Origin of the sequence: Streptomyces sp. NPDC051913, assembly GCF_044593635.1 — a bacterium.
Taxonomy (GTDB): domain Bacteria; phylum Actinomycetota; class Actinomycetes; order Streptomycetales; family Streptomycetaceae; genus Streptomyces.
In genome coordinates, this window is sequence record NZ_JBIUCI010000022.1 from 1 (window position 1) to 15,393 (window position 15,393).

The following is a 15,393-nucleotide window of genomic DNA, read 5'->3' on the forward strand; positions in this document are numbered from 1 at the left end:
AGCTCGGAGAGCAGCCCGTCCACGTCCTCACGGTCGACGGTCAGGTCATCGGCGAAGTGCCGGTCGCCAGTGGCGTCGGGCACGTACTTCACGGTCACGACGATCTTCAGACTCACAGCAATCGCTCCTCTGGCTACGTGCCGCTGCGCCGCAGCCGCACGCGGTACGAGTAGTGCTCGGGCAGAAAATGACTGATCGCCAGCTCGACGAGGTGTCCGTCGGCCGACAGGTAGACGCGGTCGATGCGCAGCAGCGGGCGGCCGGGCTCGCAGCCGAGGTGCTCGGCCAGATCGGGAGTGGCCTCCGCGACCGTGATGCTCTGCTCGGCCTCGGCGATCGGCTCGGGCAGCCGGCCGTCGAGCAGGCCGAGGACGGTGAGCGTGCTGGGCGCCTCCGGCAGCATCAGCTCCGGAACGGACTCCAGCAGCCGGCCGACGGCGGGTGGCAGATAGACAGCGGTGTGGCAGAACACGGTGTCCTCGTGCAGCCGCAGCAACGCCAGCTTGTGCACCCGGTCCGTGTGCAGACCCAGCCGGCCCGCCGCGTCCACGTCGACCCGCCGGTGCAGGGGGGTGACGACCCGCATACGGGTGTCGACGGACAACCCCATCAGGTCGTCCACCGACCCGAACTGCCGCAGGTACTGCTCGTCGCGGGGCGTGGCGAAGGTGCCGCGGCCCGGCACGCGGTGCACCAGCCCCTCGGCGACCAGGTCCTGGAAAGCCCGGCGCACGGTCTGCCGACTGATCCCGTACCGCTCCGCCAGCTCGGCCTCCGTCGGCAGCCGCACCCCGTCCGGGTAGTCGTGCCGCAGGATCGCACTCCGCAGCTCGCGGGCGAGCCGCGCATAGGTGCTCTCCCGCTGCGGTTGCTCCGCCATCGGTGTCGGCCCTCCCTCAGACCACACCGTCGGCGCGCAGCGCCTCGATGTCGTCGTCGGTACGGCCCAGTTGCCGGAGGATCGCGTCCGTGTGCTCACCGACGGCCGGTACGGGGTCCATGCGCGCGGGCAGTCCCGCGAGGTCGGCCGGCGGGAGCAGGGCCTGGACGGTCGCGCCCGGCACACCCACCTCGCGCCAGCGGCCGCGGGCGGCGAGCACCGGGTGGTCGAGGAACGCGGCCACGTCGTTGACCCCTGCGCACGCGATCCCGATGTCCTCCAGGTCCTTGAGGATCTCCTCGGCGTCGGAGCGCGCGCAGCGCTCGGCGACGATCGCGTTGATCTCGTCGCGGTGGGCGACCCGGTCGGAACCGGTGGCGAAGCGCGGGTCGCCGGTCAGGCCGGGGTTCCCGAGGAACTCCGCGCACAGGACGGCCCATTCGCGCTCGTTCTGGATGGAGAACAGCACGTCCCCGCCGTCGGCGGCCGTGAAGGCGCCGTACGGGGCGATCGTGGCGTGCTGGGTGCCAAGGCGCGGGGGCTGGGCACCGCCGTAGCGGGTGTAGTTGGCCGGCTGGCCCATCCACTCGGCCAGCGCCTCGAAGAGCGAGACCTCCACCGCGTGCGCCGTTCCGGTGGTGGCGCGGGTGTAGAGGGCGGTGAGGACGCCCGTGTAGGCGTACATCCCGGCCGCGATGTCGGCGACGGAGATACCGACCCGCGCCGACTCCTCGGGCGTTCCGGTCAGCGACACCAGCCCGGTCTGGCACTGCACCAGCAGGTCGTACGACTTGCGGTCCGTCCACGGGCCGTCGGTGCCGTACCCGGAGATCGTGCACGGGATCAACCGTGGATACCGCTCGGTGAGCGCGTCCGTGCCGAGGCCGAGCCGGTCGGCCGCTCCGGGGGCGAGATTCTGTACGAAGACGTCGGCGCCGTCGAGGAGTCCGCGCAGGATCTCCAGTCCCCGGGGGTCCTTGAGGTCGAGCGTGAGGGATTCCTTGGAGCGGTTCAGCCAGACGAAATAACTGGAGTGGCCGTGCACCGTGGTGTCGTACCGGCGTGCGAAGTCGCCGTCGCCCGGGCGCTCCACCTTGATGACCCTGGCCCCGAGGTCGGCCAGCTGCCGCGTGGCGTAGGGGGCGGCCACGGCCTGTTCCAGGCTGACGACCGTGACCCCGGCGAGGGGAAGCTTCGGTACGCTCATGAGGCCCATTTGTACGGCCAGATTTCCGCCCCTGACAACCCGTCCCCGCTGAGGCACGCGCCACACACCGGCCGGGGCGGACCCGGTGGGAGGGTGCGCGGTCCCGCACGCGCCCCCTCCTCCCTCACGTGCTCAGGACGGGCGAGCGGGATGGCACAGGACCATCACCGCGCGGGCGACGAGTTCCCCGGCGCCGCCCAGTTCCTGGCGGTAGCGGTCCGTGATCTCCTTGACGGTCTCGACGAACTCGGGGTCCACGGCACGGGCACGCGCGGGAGGAGGGAGTTCCTGGGCCATGGCGCGGCGGCGGGCCAGCAGGGCGATGATCTCCTCGTCCAGCCGCTCTATGTGTGCCGGTGACAGGTCCGCCGTCAGGTCGGCGGTGTGGTGGGTCGTCACGATGGTTCTCCGTTCTCCCGCTGTGGCGCGACAGACCTCGTCGGTGGCGCGACGAGCCTCATCGCAATCGGTCCTTCAACACCTTGCCCGTGGCGTTCAGCGGCAACTCCTCCCGGAACTCCACGGTTCGGGGCACCTTGAAGCCGGCCATCCGCTCCCGGCTCCAGTCGATGAGCTCCGCCGCCGACACCGGGGAGTGCCGTACGACGAACGCCTTGCCCACCTGTCCGAGCCGGGCGTCCGGGACGCCTACCACCGCGGCCTGGGCGACGGCGGGGTGCTGGAGCAGAAAGCCCTCGATCTCGGCCGGGTAGGCGTTGAAGCCGCCGACGACGAACATGTCCTTCTTGCGGCCGACGATCCGCAGCCGGCCTTCGGCGTCGAGTGTGCCCAGGTCACCGGTGTGCAGCCAGCCGTCCGGGGTGATCGCCTCGGCGGTGGCGGCGGGGTCGTCGAGGTAGCCGAGCATGACGCTGTAGCCGCGGACCAGGACCTCGCCGTCGTCCGCGACGCGGACCTGAAGACCGGCGCAGGGGGTGCCGACGGTGGTGGCGATGTCGTCGAAGGAGTCACCCGGGCGGGACGCGGTGACCGTGCCCGCCTCGGTGAGCCCGTAGCCCGTCATGATCGTGCGGAACGGCAGTTCCTCGCTGATCCGGCGGATCAGCTCCACCGGGATGTCCGCCGCTCCGGTCACGGCGGCCCGCAGCGAGGACAGGTCCCGGCCGCCCTTCGCCCGCGCCGCCAGCAGCGAGTGGTAGAGCGTGGGCGGCCCGGGCAGCATCGTCACCCGCTCCCGCTCGACCAGGTCGAGGACGTGGTCCACGTCGAAGACCGGGACCGGCAGGATCGTCGCACCGCGGATGAGGGAGGCGATCAGCCCCGCCTTCCAGCCGAACATGTGGAAGAACGGGTTGACGATCAGATAGCGGTCGCCCTCCCGCAGATCGGCCAGCTCGCACCACTCGGCGAAGAGCCGCAGGTTCTGCGCGTGGCTCATCAGCACGCCCTTGGGGCGACCGGTCGTGCCCGAGGTGAAGATGATGTCGCAGACGTCCGACCCGCTCACCGCACGCTCGAAGGGCGTTCCGCTGTCGAGGAAGTCCGACCCGAGGTCGATCACCGGCACTCCCCGCGGTCCGGTGAACTCCGTGCCGAGGAATCCCTGTTGGACCAGGACCGCCTTCGCGCCGGAGCGCGTGATGATGTCGTGCGCCTCGGCCGTCCTGAAGCGGGTGTTGACCGGCACCAGCACCCCGCCCGCGGTCAGCAGCCCGAAGGCGGCGACGATCCACTGCGCGGAGTTGGGCGCCCAGACGGCGACCCGGTCGCCCTTCTCGACGCCCAGCGAGGCGAACGCGCCCGCCGCTTTCCGTACCCGCTCGGCGAGTTCGACGAACGTGAGCCGCAGCGGGCCGTCGACGACCGCCTCGGCAGCACCGAAGCGGTCGGCGGCGCTCAGCACCATCCGCGGGACGGAGTCCCAGGTCATGCCGGGATCAGCCGGGCCAGATTGCCGCCCATGATCTTGGCCTGGTCGGCCACGGACAGCCCCTGGATGGCGTCGACGTACGAGGTCGGCTGGGCCAGACCCTCCGGATGCGGGTAGTCCGAGCCGAAGAGGATGCGGTCGACGCCGATCAGGTCGACCAGACCGCCCAGGTCCTCCTCGTAGAACGGGCTGACGTGGATGCTGTTGCGGACCGCCTCGACCGGGTCGCCCAGGAACTCGTGCGGCATCTTCTTGTGGACGTCGGCGAGTTGGTCGAGCAGCGGCGCCACCCATGACGAGCCGTTCTCGATCAGGGCGATCTTCAGCTCGGGGAAGCGGAACAGCGCGCCGTGGCACACCCACGCGGCGACCGCGTCCTGGATGGGCCGCCACTCGGACACCGCGCGGAACGCGTTGGGCTTGAAAGGCAGCATCTCGCCCCCGCCGCCCTCCCAGTCGCTGGTGTACTTGGCGTAGCCGCTGTCGGAGGAGTGCATCGCGACCAGGACACCGGTCTCCACGACCCGCTTCCAGAACGGATCGAACTCCTCCAGCGCGAAGGACCGCGAGCCGCCGTACCCGGGCACCGGGGCGGGCCGGACGAGGATGGCCTTCGCGCCGTGCTCCACCGCCCAGTTGAGCTCCGCGATCGCCTTGTCGACGATCGGCAGGGTGATCACGGGGGTGGTGAGGATGCGGTCCTTGTAGTTGAACGACCAGGTCTCGTACAGCCACTCGTTCAGGGAGTGGATCACCGCGTGGATCAACTCCGGGTGATGGCGCATCCGTTCCTCGATGAGGCTGGCCAGCGTCGGGAACATCAGCGTGCGCTGTACGCCGAGTTCGTCCAGCAGCTCCAGGCGCGGGCCCGGTTCACGGAACGCGGGGATCGAGCGCATCGGCTCGCCGAAGATCTCCCGGCGGGTCTTGCCGTCGGGGTTGCCGACCCGGAAGTACTCCTCCATCGCCCCTGGCCGGGCGACGACCTCGAAGGTCGGGTTCGGGATGTACTCGCTGATCTGGCCCAGGATCGCGATCTTCGTGCGGCCCCGGACCTGGACGTACTCGATCGCGCCTTCGTACTGCTTGGGGAGGTGCCTGGTCAGCGCCTCCTCGGTCTCGTAGAGGTGGTTGTCCGCGTCGAAGAGCGGATACGGCAGCGCACGCGACGTCATGAGACCCTCCTTGGCGAATTGAGAGAATCGTATTCTCTTCATGTGCGTACGGCAATGTCGTGCCGCAGCCGGAACTTCTGGACCTTGCCGCTCGCCGTCCTCGGGAAGTCCTCGACGAGGTGCAGCTCCTCGGGCCACTTCTGTCTGGCCAGACCGGAGTTGTCGAGGTGGGCGCGCATCGCGTCGAGGGTGGTGGTGTGTCCCGGCAGCATGCGCAGGAACGCGGCGGCGTGTTCGCCGAGCCGGGCGTCGGGGGCGGCGACCACCGCGGCCTCCGCGACGCCCGGCAGGGCGAGGAGCATCTCCTCGACCTCCAGGGCGCTGATGTTCTCGCCGCCGCGGATGATGATGTCGGACTTGCGGTCGGTGATCGTGAGGTAGCCGTCCTCGTCGAGGACGCCGACGTCGCCGGTGCGGTACCAGCCCTCGTCGTCGAAGGCCCGGGCGGTCAGGTCCGGATCGGTGTAGCCGAGGCACAGGTCGGGTCCACGGCTGAGGATCTCGCCGTCCTCGGCCAGCCGCAGCTCGATGCCCGGCCGTGCGTTGCCGTCCGTGAAGAGGCGTTTGGCCTCGGGCGCGTCGAAGCGCGAGGACGTGATCGAGGGGTGCTCGGTGCTGCCGTACGCCCGGAACACCTGGATCCCGAGACCGGCCAGCCGGGTCGTGACCGCCACCGGGACCGATGAGCCGCCCAGCCCCGCGTACCGCATGTGCCGCAGATGGTCCGGCCCGAAGTCGGGGTGGTCGAGGAGGCTCGTCACGTAGTACGGGGCGCCGCCGCCGATGTGCAGATCGTGACGGGTCATCAACTCCAGCGCCCGGCCCGGGTTCCAGACGTCCGTGAGATGGACCGGCGAGCCCTCCAGGACCGGGATCAGGAACGCGTTCACCATGCCGATGAAGTGACCGACCGGGGCCGCGGTGAGCTGGTGGCCGCGGTCGGGCGGGTAGCTCGCGGTGAGCTGGTGGGTCTCGTGAACGAGGGTCTGATGGCTGTGGATCACGCCCTTCGGGTCCCGGGTGGTACCGGAGGTGAAGGCGATGAGGGCCGGGCCCGCCGGATCGGTGCGCAGGGCGCCGGGGAGCGGGGTGTCGCTCAGCAGCTCGTCGAAGTCGCGGCCGACCACCCCGACCACGGGCACGTCCGCGCACAGATCGGGCTGGAACTCCAGCCGGCCGAACCGTTCGGCGGCCACGAACACGCTCGGCCGGACCGCGTCCAGGATGTAACCGACCTCCTTGCGCCCGTAGAAGTGGACGATCGGCACGACGGCCGCCCCGAGGAGCGCCGAGGCCCAGAACACGGCGGCGGCCTCCATCCAGTTGGGCAACTGGAAGGCCACCGTGTCGCCGGGCCCCACGCCCCGCTCGCGCAGCCCGCCCGCGAGCCGGCGCGCGACCTCCTCGACCTCCCGGAACGTCCCCGACCAGGGGCGGACGTCCGAATGCACACGGAAGACGGTGTCGGGCGCCGCCGCCAGGCCGCGCGCCAGCAGGTCGCCGAGCGTGTCCTGGGTCCACCACCCCTCGGCCTCGTAGCGCTTGACCAGTTCGACGGGAATCCTTCGCATCTCCGTGCTCCCTCCAGTGCTCCGGGCCGGGCTCGGATCGGCGGTGCATACGCTATTCTCGCTCTGCGAGAACACCAATATCGTCAGGGGGAAATCGCATGGTCGACCTCGAACTGGACGAGGGCCTCGCCGTCCTCACGATCGACCGCCCCCACGCCCGCAACGCCATCTCCCTCGACACCATGGGCGAGTTGGACAAGGCGCTCGACGCCGCGGAGGGGGCTCGGGCGCTGGTCGTGCGGGGGGCGGGGGAGCGGGCGTTCGTCTCCGGCGGCGACCTCAAGGAACTCGCCGCTCTGCGCACCGAGGACGAGGCGGCGGCGATGGCCCGGCGGATGCGGGGCATCTGCGACCGGATCGCCGCCTTCCCCGGCCCCGTCGTCGCCGCGCTCAACGGCCATGCCCTGGGCGGCGGTGCCGAGGTCGCCGTCGCCGCCGACATCCGGGTGGCCGCGGACGACATCAGGATCGGCTTCAACCAGGTGTGCCTCGCCATCATGCCCGCGTGGGGCGGGGCGGAGCGGCTCGCCGCCCTCGTCGGCCGGGGACGGGCCCTCATGCTGGCGGGCACGGGAACCGTCCTCGACGCGACGCAGGCACAGCGCCTCGGACTCGTCGACCAGGTGGTGCCCCGGGCCTCCTTCGAGGAGAGCTGGCGGACCCTGGCCCGCTCGCTCGCCACCGCCCCGGCCGGTGCGATCAAGCAGGTGGTGTCGGGCACCGCGTCGCCGGACGAGGCGGTGGCGGCCTTCGCCCGGCTCTGGGTGAGCGACGCGCACTGGGCGGCGGCGGACCGGGTGCTGACCCGAGGCACGTGACGGGGGAAGGCGTCTGGCTCCGGCATGGCCGCCGCTCAGGTGTTCCGCCCCCCGTTGACGCCGATCACCTGCCCGGTGACATAGCCGGCCTCCTCGGACACCAGGAAGGCGCAGGCGGCCGCGATGTCCTCGGGACGCCCCGCCCGTCGTACCGGAGTCAGCTCGGCGTGATGGTCCACCGAGCCGCCGAGGAAGCCGCGCTCCTCCGAGGCTCGCAGCATGGGTGTGTCGACGAAGCCCGGCGGGATGGTGTTCACCGTGATGCCGGCCGGGCCGAGTTCCAGGGCCAGGGACTTGGTCAGGCCGATCAGACCGGCTTTCGAGGCGACGTAGTGCGTCATGTAGGGCTGGCCGGACTGGGCGCTCGACGAGGAGATGTTGACGATCCGGCCCCAGCCCGCCTTCTTCATGCCGGGCACCACGGCCTGGCAGAAGTAGAACGGGCCGTTGAGGTTCACGGCCATGATCCGGTTCCACGACGTGTCGGTGATCCTGAGGAAGCCCTCGGTCGCGGACACCCCGGCGTTGTTCACCAGGACGAGCACCGGGCCCAGGGCGTCGCGCACCTGCCGTACCGCCTCGTCGACCCGCGCACGGTCCGACACGTCCACCCCGCCGACGGCGAGCGACGCGTGCCCCTTCTGCCGCGCCTCGGCGGCGACCCGCTCGGCCGCCTCGGTGTCGAGGTCGAGGACGGCCGTGGCGAAGCCGTCCTCCGCGAGCCGCAGGGCGATGGCGCGGCCGATGCCCGAACCGCCGCCCGTGACCAGCGCCGTACGCCGCTGCCCGGTCATGCGACCGCCTCCACGCCCGCGAGCGAGGTGCGGTGCATCAGCCGGGCGGAGGCCTTGCCGTACGGGAGGGCCCGGTGGAGCATGCCCGTGTTGTCCCACAGGACGAGATCGCCCTGGCGCCACCGGTGACGGAGCGTGAACCTCGGCTGGGTCGCCCACTCCAGGAGACGGTTCAGCAGGGCCCGGCCCTCGTCCGTCGGACGGCCGGCCACCTCGCCGGCCGTGGCGCCGATCAGCAGCGACCTGCGGCCGCCGGGGCGGGTCCACACGAGCGGCTGCTCGCGGGCCGGGTTGCGGTCCCAGGCCGCGCGTTCCCCGGGGGAGGGGTCGGGGGTCACCAGCAACTGGGAGGCGGCGAAGCTGTGGACGACCCGCAGACCGTCCAACTCCCGTTGCTCCTCTGCGGGAAGCGCCTCGTAGGCTGCGAAGGTGTTGGCGAACTCGGTGTCGCCGTCACCGTCCGCCGAGATCTGGCGTGCCGTCAACAGCGTCGTCATGTTGGGGACTTCGTCGGTCGTGCCGTCGATGTGCCAGTGGAAGGTGCCCTCCCGGTAGGCGGCCAGCGGGCTCTTCGACGGGTCGCGGGTGATGCGCTGGATCTCGGGGTGGGTGGGATGGCCTCCCATCGGGAGCGGCACGACCCGGCCGAGCAGCCTGCTGAAGGCGACCAGATCGGCGTCGTCGAGGTGCGCCTCGCGGTAGACCACGACGCCGCGCCGGTCCAGCGCGGCCCGGCACTCCTCGGCGACGGCCTTGTCGACCAGCCGGCTCCCGGACAGGCCGGTGATCTCGACGCCCGTCGTCGGGGTGAGTTCGGTGACGGTGACTGCCATGGACGTTCCTTTCGCGACGGGGGTACTAGGTCACCGCTCCGGCGGTCTTGAGCTGTGCGATCCGCTCCCAGTCGAGGCCCAGCTCCAGGAGGATCTCCTCGGTCTGCGCGGCGAATTCGGGGGCCGGGCCGAGCGTCGGGGCGCCGACGTCGAACTGGACCGGGCTCGCGGCCAGTTCCAGCTCCCCGGCTCGGACCAGGTACTCGTTCGCCCGGACCTGGGCGTCCGCGCTCACCTGGAGGGAGTCCTGGACAGGGGCCCACGGGCCGGCCAGCGTGGCGAACCGCTCGGTCCACTCCGCGAGCGTCCGCCCGGCCAGCACCTCGCGCAGGATCTTCACGGCGTCCGCAGTGTGCTCGGCGAGCGCCTCGGCCGAGGAGAACCGCGGGTCGTCGGCGAGTTCGGGCCGGTCGATGTGCCGGCACACGTCCGCCCAGAACTTGCCGGGCTGCATCATCACGAACGCCAGATAGCGGTCGTCGGCGGTGCGGTACAGGCCGGACAGCGGGTTGGTGGGGGAGCCGTGGGCTCCCGCCGGCGGCGCGATCATGGGCCTGTCGAGATGGACGGAGAGCGCGATGCCGTGACCCAGGGCCCACACCCCGCTCCCGAGCAGGGACACGTCCACGACCGAGGCCTCCCCGGTCCGCTCCCGCTGGAGCAGCGCCGCCGCGATCCCGCCCGCCAGGTTGGTGCCGGAGATGGTGTCCCCGTAGGCGGGCCCCGGGGGCGGGATCATTCCCTCGACACCGGGCGGGGTGAGGCTGGCCGCGGTGCCGGCCCGGGCCCAGAAGGCGGTCATGTCGTAGCCGCCACGCTCCGCCTCCTGGCCGCGCGGGCCGAGCGCGCTGCCGCGGGCGTAGACGATCCGCGGGTTCACCTCGCGGATGTCGGGCACGTCGATGGCGAACCTCCGCCGGGTGGCGGGCAGGAAGCTGGTGAGGAAGACGTCCGCCCGGCGGGCCAGTTCGTACAGCAGCTCCCGGCCCTCCGGCGTCGCCATGTCGAGGCCGATGCTGCGCTTGCCGCGGTTGGCGTGCTCGACGTTCGGGTTCGGGTCGCCCTCCACCTTGAAGGTGCCGGTCTGCCGCAGTCCGCGCTGCGGATCGCCGTTGACCGCGTGTTCCACCTTGACGACGTCCGCGCCCCAGTCGGCGAGCACGGCACCGGCCGACGGCACGAAGCCGTACATCGCCACTTCCAGCACCCGGATGCCGCTCAGGGGACCGGTGCTCATACGACCACCGCCCCGAAGGTCTTGCGCTCCATGAACTCCTCCAGACCGTCGACCCCCTTCTCCCGGCCGATCCCGGACTGCTTGTAGCCGCCGAACGGGGTGTCGGGGAAGAAGTAGTTGCCGCCGTTGACGCTGAACGTGCCCGTGCGGATCCGCCGGGCCAGGGCGATCGCCCGTTCCTGGTCGGCGCCGTGGATCGCGCCGGACAGCCCGTACGCCGAGTCGTTGGCGATGCGGACCGCGTCGTCCTCGTCGTCGTAGGGGATGAGCGCGAGGACGGGACCGAACACCTCCTCCTGCGCCAGCTCGCTCGCCGGGTCCACGCCGGTGACCAGGGTGGGGGTGTAGTAGAAGCCCGGGTCGATCCGCCTGCCGCCGGTGACCAGGGTCGCCCCGGCCGCGACGGCCCGCCGGACCATGCCGTCGACCTTCTCGCGCTGCCGCTCGCTGATCAGCGGGCCCATGTAGGTCTTCGGGTGCGTGGGGTCGCCGTACCGGACCCGGTCGAGCGCCGCCGCCACCTGATGGGCGATCGCGTCGTGGTGCGCGCGCGGTACGAGCATCCGGGAGGTGATCGCACAACTCTGGCCCGCGTGCAGACAGATCATGTACGCCGCGTAGCGGGCCGCCGCCGCGAAGTCCGCGTCGTCCAGCACGATCAGGGCGGACTTGCCGCCGAGTTCGAGGAAGACCCGTTTCACCGTGCCGCTCGCGGCGGCCATGATGCGACGGCCGGTCGCGGTGGAGCCGGTGAAGCTCACCATGTCGATGTCGGGGTGCGTGGTGAGGAGTTCACCGGTCACCGCGTCCGACGACGTCAGGACGTTGACCACGCCCGGCGGGATGTCCGTGTGCGCGGCCACGAGTTCGCCGAGGGCCAGGGTGATCAGCGGGGTGTCCGGGGCGCCCTTGAGGACGACCGTGCAGCCCGCGGCGAGCGCCGGGGCCAGCTTGGCGAGGGCGAGTTGGACGGGGTAGTTGTACGGCACGATCGCGGCGAGCACGCCGCCCGCCTCCTTCTCCACCCAGCGATGGTGCAGCTGCCCCAGGTACTCGACGACACCGAGATCCTCGGTGAGCGGGTGGGTCCCCAGCAGGTCGGCGTAGTAGCGGACCAGGCCCACCGGCTCGTCGAGCTGCTGGCCATGGGTCAGCATGCGGGGCGCGCCGACCTCGGCGATGGTCAACTCCCGCAGCTCCTCCAGATGGTGGGTGAGCGCGTGATGGAGCTGGTCGAGGCAGTGGACGCGGAACTTCGTGTCGGTGGACCAGGCCGTGGTGTCGAAGGCGCGGCGGGCGGCCGCCACGGCGGCGTCGGTCTGCTCGGCCGTGGCGTCGGGGGCCTCGCCGACGACCTCGCCGGTGGCCGGGTTGACCGAGGCGAACGTCCGGTCGGCCCGCACGAGCCGTCCGTCGATGAGCAGCCGCCTGTTCGGGGGTGGCATCCCGTCCAGCATCCCGTCCCCTTCCGATGAAAATGACGTTCTCGGATTGAGAGAACACTAGCGTGACCCAACTTCCGCGTCACGACCCCGGTCTGGATCAGTCGCTCGTGTCACGCGCTGACATAAATTCGCCACACGGTACTTCCGGGTGAGTGGACTTGAAAGTAGGGTTCTCGCATTCGGAAGGGAGATTCTTGTGCCTGAGGGTGGGGGCGGATCATGACGCGCGTCGGGCTCATCGGGGCCGGTCGCATGGGTCGGCCCATGGTGCGCAGGCTCGCGGAAGCGGGACACGAGGTGCGGGTGCTGGGCCGGTCGGCCGCCTCCCGTGCCGCGCTATCCCCGGAGCCGGCGCGGGTGGTCGGCCGGGTCGCCGAGGCCGGCGAGGGCGCCGACGTCGTGCTCGTCTGTGTCCACACCGACGAACAGGTGCGCCAAGTCTGCCTCGACAGCGCTCTGTTGGCCGCCATGCCGGCCCATGCCGTCCTCGTCGTCCACACCACCGGCAGCCCGCACACCGTCGAGGCGATCGCCGACCGCGGCGTCGACGTGGTGGACGCGCCGGTCAGCGGCGGCCCGCCCGACGTCGCCGAAGGGCACCTCACCCTCTTCGTGGGCGGCGCCCACGACACCGTCGACCGGATCCGGCCCGTACTGGACAGCTACGGCGACCCGGTGCTGCACGTGGGCCCGTTGGGGGCGGGCCAGCGGGTGAAGCTGGTCAACAACACGGTCTTCGCGGCCCAGATCGGGCTGCTCGCCCAAGCGGCCCGGCTGGGCGCGCGGTTGGGGGTCGACGAGTCGCTCCTGCTGGACGCCCTCGCCCACGGCAGCGCGTCGAGCCGCGCGCTCGCCGGGGCCCGACGCCGCGGCTCGGTGGCGGAGTTCGCCCGGGCGACGGCCGAGTTCCTCGGCAAGGACCTCGACGTCGTCCGCGCGGTCGCCGCCGACCTGGGCGCCGACCTGGGCATTCTGGCCCGGGCCATCGATGGGGCGATGCCCGCCGGCACCCCTTGAACCACCCGTACGACCCGAGACGAAGGGACACCGCCCATGGGACGAGTCGAGGACAAGGTCGCGTTCATCACCGGCGCCGCCCGTGGCCAGGGCCGCAGCCATGCCGTACGCCTGGCCGAGGAGGGCGCCGACATCATCGCGGTCGACCTGTGCCGCGACTACGAGACCGTCGGCTACCCGATGGCCACGCCGGAGGACCTGAAGGAGACGGTCCGGCTCGTCGAGGAACAGGGTCGGCGCATCGTCGCCCTCCAGGCGGACGTGCGTGATGTCGCCCAGCTGCGGGGCGCGTTGGAGACCGGTCTCGGTGAACTGGGCGGGCTGGACATCGTCGTGGCCCAGGCCGGGATCGCCCCCCTGCACGGTGAACCCAAGCTCCAGGCCTGGTGCGACGCGATCGACGTCGACCTGATCGGCAGCATCAACGCCATCCAGGTCGCCCTGCCGCATCTGCGTGAGGGCGCCTCCGTGATCGCCACCGGCTCGACCGCCGCCCTCATGGAACACGGCATCGTCGAGACCCCGGGCGCCAACCCAGGTGGTGCCGGATACGCCTACGCCAAGCGCGCGCTGTCCGAGTACGTCCACGAACTCGCCCGCAACCTGGCCCCGTCGGGGCAGCGCGCCAACGTCATCCACCCCACGAACGTGGACACCCGGATGCTCCAGAGCGACCCCATGTACAAGTCGTTCCGCCCCGACCTCGACCACCCCACCCGGCAGGACGCCGAGCCCGTGTTCGCCGTGCAGCAGGCCATGCCGATCCCGTACGTCGAACCGATCGACATCAGCAACGCCGTCGTCTTCCTCGCCTCCGACGAGGCCCGCTACATCACCGGCACCCAACTCCGTGTCGACGCCGGCGGTTACCTCAAGTGGTACGACTGGCGCCGCTGAAACCCATGACCGAGGGAGACAAGCAGTGAAGGTCCGTGTCGATCCGGAGCGCTGCCAGGGCCACACGCTCTGCTGGATGACCGCTCCCAAGGCGTTCCAGCTGGACGAGGTCGACGGCCACTCCTCGGCCGTCGGCGAGGACGTGCCGGCCGACCAGGAGGACGACGTGCGGGAAGCCGCGCACTCGTGCCCGGAACGGGCCATCCAGATCTACTGACGGGACAGGCCCGGTTCTTCTGAGAGGAGAGCCCCAGTGACGGAAGCCGACGACGACCGCAAGAAACACCGGGTGGACTTCGACCGCCACACCCCCGAGTACCGGCACCGCTTCGAGGAGATCACCCACGAACTCCACTCCAGGTGCCCCATCGCCTGGACCGACGCCCACGACGGCCACTGGGTCGCCAGCGGCAACCGCGAGGTCTTCGAACTCGCCCGGTCCGCCGAGTACTTGTCCAACGACCACGACGTGAAGGGCGAGCGGCGCGGCTACAAGGGCATCACCATCCCGTCGCCGCCCCGCGCGCGGGAAGTGCAGGGCGGCTTCCTGGAGATGGACCCGCCCGGACAGCGCCACTACCGCCAGACCCTCAACCCCTACCTCTCCCCGGCGGCCGTCGCCCGCTGGATCCCCTTCGTCGACGAGGTGGTGCGCGCCTGCCTCGACGAGCGGATCGAGGAAGGGCACATCGACTTCGTCGATGACCTCGCCAACATCGTCCCGGCCGTCCTCACCCTGGCGATGATGGGCATTCCCCTCAAGGACTGGACCGTCTACAACGAACCCGCCCACGCCTCCGTCTACACCCCGCCCAACTCCCCGGACATGCCCCGGGTCGCGGAGATGAGCCGGAACATGGGCGTGGCGCTGTACCTGTCCATCCAGGAGGTCCGCCAGAAGCCGCGGCCCGGACTCGTCGACGCCCTCGTGCACGCCGAGATCGACGGAAGGACCCCGCCCGACGAGGAGTTGACAGGCGTTCTGGCGCTGCTCATCGGCGGCGGCTTCGACACCACGACGGCCCTCACCGCACACGCCCTGGAGTGGCTGTCGCAGCATCCCGGTGAGCGGGACCGGCTCAGCCGCGAGCGGGCGTCCCTGCTGGACTCGGCGACCGAGGAGTTCCTGCGCTACTTCGCCCCCGCCCCCGGCGACGGCCGCACGATCTCCGCCGACTGCGAGATCGCGGGCCAGCGCTTCGAGGAGGGCGAACGCCTGTGGCTGTCCTGGGCCATGGCCAATCGGGACCCGGCCGTCTTCCCCGACCCCGACCGGGTCGACCTGGAGCGCAAGGGCAACCGGCACAGCAGCTTCGGCCTGGGCATCCACCGCTGCATCGGCTCCAACGTCGCCCGTACGGTCTTCAAGCGCATGGTGACGGCCGTCCTGGACCGTATGCCGGACTACCGCTGCGACCCCGACGGCACGGTCCACTACGAGACCATCGGGATCATCCAGGGCATGCGCCAGCTCCCGGCGACCTTCACCCCCGGCAAGCGCCTCGGCCCCTCACTCGACGAGACGCTGGAGATCCTCCAGAAGGCCTGCGACGAACAACGCCTCGCCGAGCCCGTCACGGTACGGGCCGGCCGCGCGCACATCACCCGCTGAGAGGCAGGAGGCCCAC

At 71.1% G+C, this 15,393-nt stretch carries 15 protein-coding genes and 1 pseudogene; 5 read left to right on the plus strand and 11 right to left on the minus strand.

All coding sequences use genetic code 11. The features are described from left to right. The 7 genes and pseudogenes from ACIHIX_RS41045 to ACIHIX_RS41075 form a co-directional block, all read right to left on the minus strand. A pseudogene (locus ACIHIX_RS41045) lies at nt 1-116 on the minus strand (electron transfer flavoprotein subunit beta); the annotation flags it as partial. Between the two features lie 17 nt (nt 117-133). Continuing rightward, nucleotides 134-880 carry a GntR family transcriptional regulator gene (locus tag ACIHIX_RS41050; protein ID WP_399965652.1) on the minus strand — a complete coding sequence of 249 codons (747 nt, stop codon included), beginning with the start codon at nt 878-880 and terminating at the stop codon, nt 134-136. Between the two features lie 16 nt (nt 881-896). Next, complete coding sequence (locus tag ACIHIX_RS41055; RefSeq protein ID WP_399965653.1) at nt 897-2,087, minus strand: CaiB/BaiF CoA transferase family protein; 1,191 nt, start codon at nt 2,085-2,087, stop codon at nt 897-899. A 132-nt stretch (nt 2,088-2,219) separates the two neighbouring features. Further along, nucleotides 2,220-2,486 carry a hypothetical protein gene (locus ACIHIX_RS41060; protein WP_399965654.1) on the minus strand — a complete coding sequence of 89 codons (267 nt, stop codon included), beginning with the start codon at nt 2,484-2,486 and terminating at the stop codon, nt 2,220-2,222. 58 nt (nt 2,487-2,544) lie between these two features. Next, entirely contained in the window at nt 2,545-3,978 is a 1,434-nt protein-coding gene (locus ACIHIX_RS41065) for a FadD3 family acyl-CoA ligase (RefSeq protein ID WP_399965655.1), read from the minus strand. Continuing rightward, the gene (locus tag ACIHIX_RS41070; protein ID WP_399965656.1) at nt 3,975-5,153 is read right to left on the minus strand and encodes an amidohydrolase family protein; all 1,179 of its coding nucleotides are present in this window, start codon (nt 5,151-5,153) and stop codon (nt 3,975-3,977) included. Before ACIHIX_RS41070 ends, ACIHIX_RS41065 begins: the two co-directional genes overlap by 4 nt. 38 nt (nt 5,154-5,191) lie before the next feature. After that, a complete protein-coding gene (locus ACIHIX_RS41075; protein ID WP_399965657.1) occupies nt 5,192-6,724 on the minus strand; it encodes an AMP-binding protein in 1,533 nt (510 codons plus the stop codon). Nucleotides 6,725-6,822: 98 nt separating this feature from the next. Between ACIHIX_RS41075 and ACIHIX_RS41080 the strand changes: the two genes are divergently transcribed. Continuing rightward, nucleotides 6,823-7,542 (plus strand): enoyl-CoA hydratase/isomerase family protein, encoded by a 720-nt coding sequence (locus ACIHIX_RS41080; protein ID WP_399965658.1) that lies wholly within the window; start codon nt 6,823-6,825, stop codon nt 7,540-7,542. Nucleotides 7,543-7,577: 35 nt separating this feature from the next. Here ACIHIX_RS41080 and ACIHIX_RS41085 read toward each other — a convergent pair whose 3' ends face one another. From ACIHIX_RS41085 to ACIHIX_RS41100, 4 genes are read right to left on the minus strand one after another with little or no spacing between them, the layout of a single operon-like run. Continuing rightward, the gene (locus ACIHIX_RS41085; RefSeq protein WP_399965659.1) at nt 7,578-8,336 is read right to left on the minus strand and encodes an SDR family NAD(P)-dependent oxidoreductase; all 759 of its coding nucleotides are present in this window, start codon (nt 8,334-8,336) and stop codon (nt 7,578-7,580) included. After that, nucleotides 8,333-9,169 carry a TauD/TfdA dioxygenase family protein gene (locus ACIHIX_RS41090; RefSeq protein ID WP_399965660.1) on the minus strand — a complete coding sequence of 279 codons (837 nt, stop codon included), beginning with the start codon at nt 9,167-9,169 and terminating at the stop codon, nt 8,333-8,335. The genes ACIHIX_RS41085 and ACIHIX_RS41090 overlap by 4 nt, the downstream gene beginning before the upstream one ends. Before the next feature lie 25 nt (nt 9,170-9,194). Next, nucleotides 9,195-10,406 (minus strand): CaiB/BaiF CoA transferase family protein, encoded by a 1,212-nt coding sequence (locus ACIHIX_RS41095; RefSeq protein WP_399965661.1) that lies wholly within the window; start codon nt 10,404-10,406, stop codon nt 9,195-9,197. Continuing rightward, on the minus strand, nt 10,403-11,851 hold the full coding sequence (locus ACIHIX_RS41100) for an aldehyde dehydrogenase family protein (protein ID WP_399965662.1): 1,449 nt from the start codon (nt 11,849-11,851) through the stop codon (nt 10,403-10,405). Before ACIHIX_RS41100 ends, ACIHIX_RS41095 begins: the two co-directional genes overlap by 4 nt. A gap of 219 nt (nt 11,852-12,070) precedes the next feature. Between ACIHIX_RS41100 and ACIHIX_RS41105 the strand changes: the two genes are divergently transcribed. From ACIHIX_RS41105 to ACIHIX_RS41120, 4 genes are read left to right on the plus strand one after another with little or no spacing between them, the layout of a single operon-like run. Then, nucleotides 12,071-12,868, plus strand: coding sequence for an NAD(P)-dependent oxidoreductase (locus ACIHIX_RS41105; RefSeq protein WP_399965663.1), 798 nt, complete (start codon nt 12,071-12,073; stop codon nt 12,866-12,868). A gap of 36 nt (nt 12,869-12,904) precedes the next feature. Further along, on the plus strand, nt 12,905-13,765 hold the full coding sequence (locus ACIHIX_RS41110; protein WP_399965664.1) for a mycofactocin-coupled SDR family oxidoreductase: 861 nt from the start codon (nt 12,905-12,907) through the stop codon (nt 13,763-13,765). 25 nt (nt 13,766-13,790) lie between these two features. Continuing rightward, nucleotides 13,791-13,982: a ferredoxin gene (locus ACIHIX_RS41115; protein WP_399965665.1), complete on the plus strand. Its 192-nt coding sequence runs from the start codon at nt 13,791-13,793 to the stop codon at nt 13,980-13,982. Between the two features lie 36 nt (nt 13,983-14,018). After that, nucleotides 14,019-15,377, plus strand: a complete 1,359-nt coding sequence (locus ACIHIX_RS41120; protein WP_399965666.1) for a cytochrome P450 — start codon at nt 14,019-14,021, stop codon at nt 15,375-15,377. Nucleotides 15,378-15,393 lie beyond the last annotated feature (16 nt).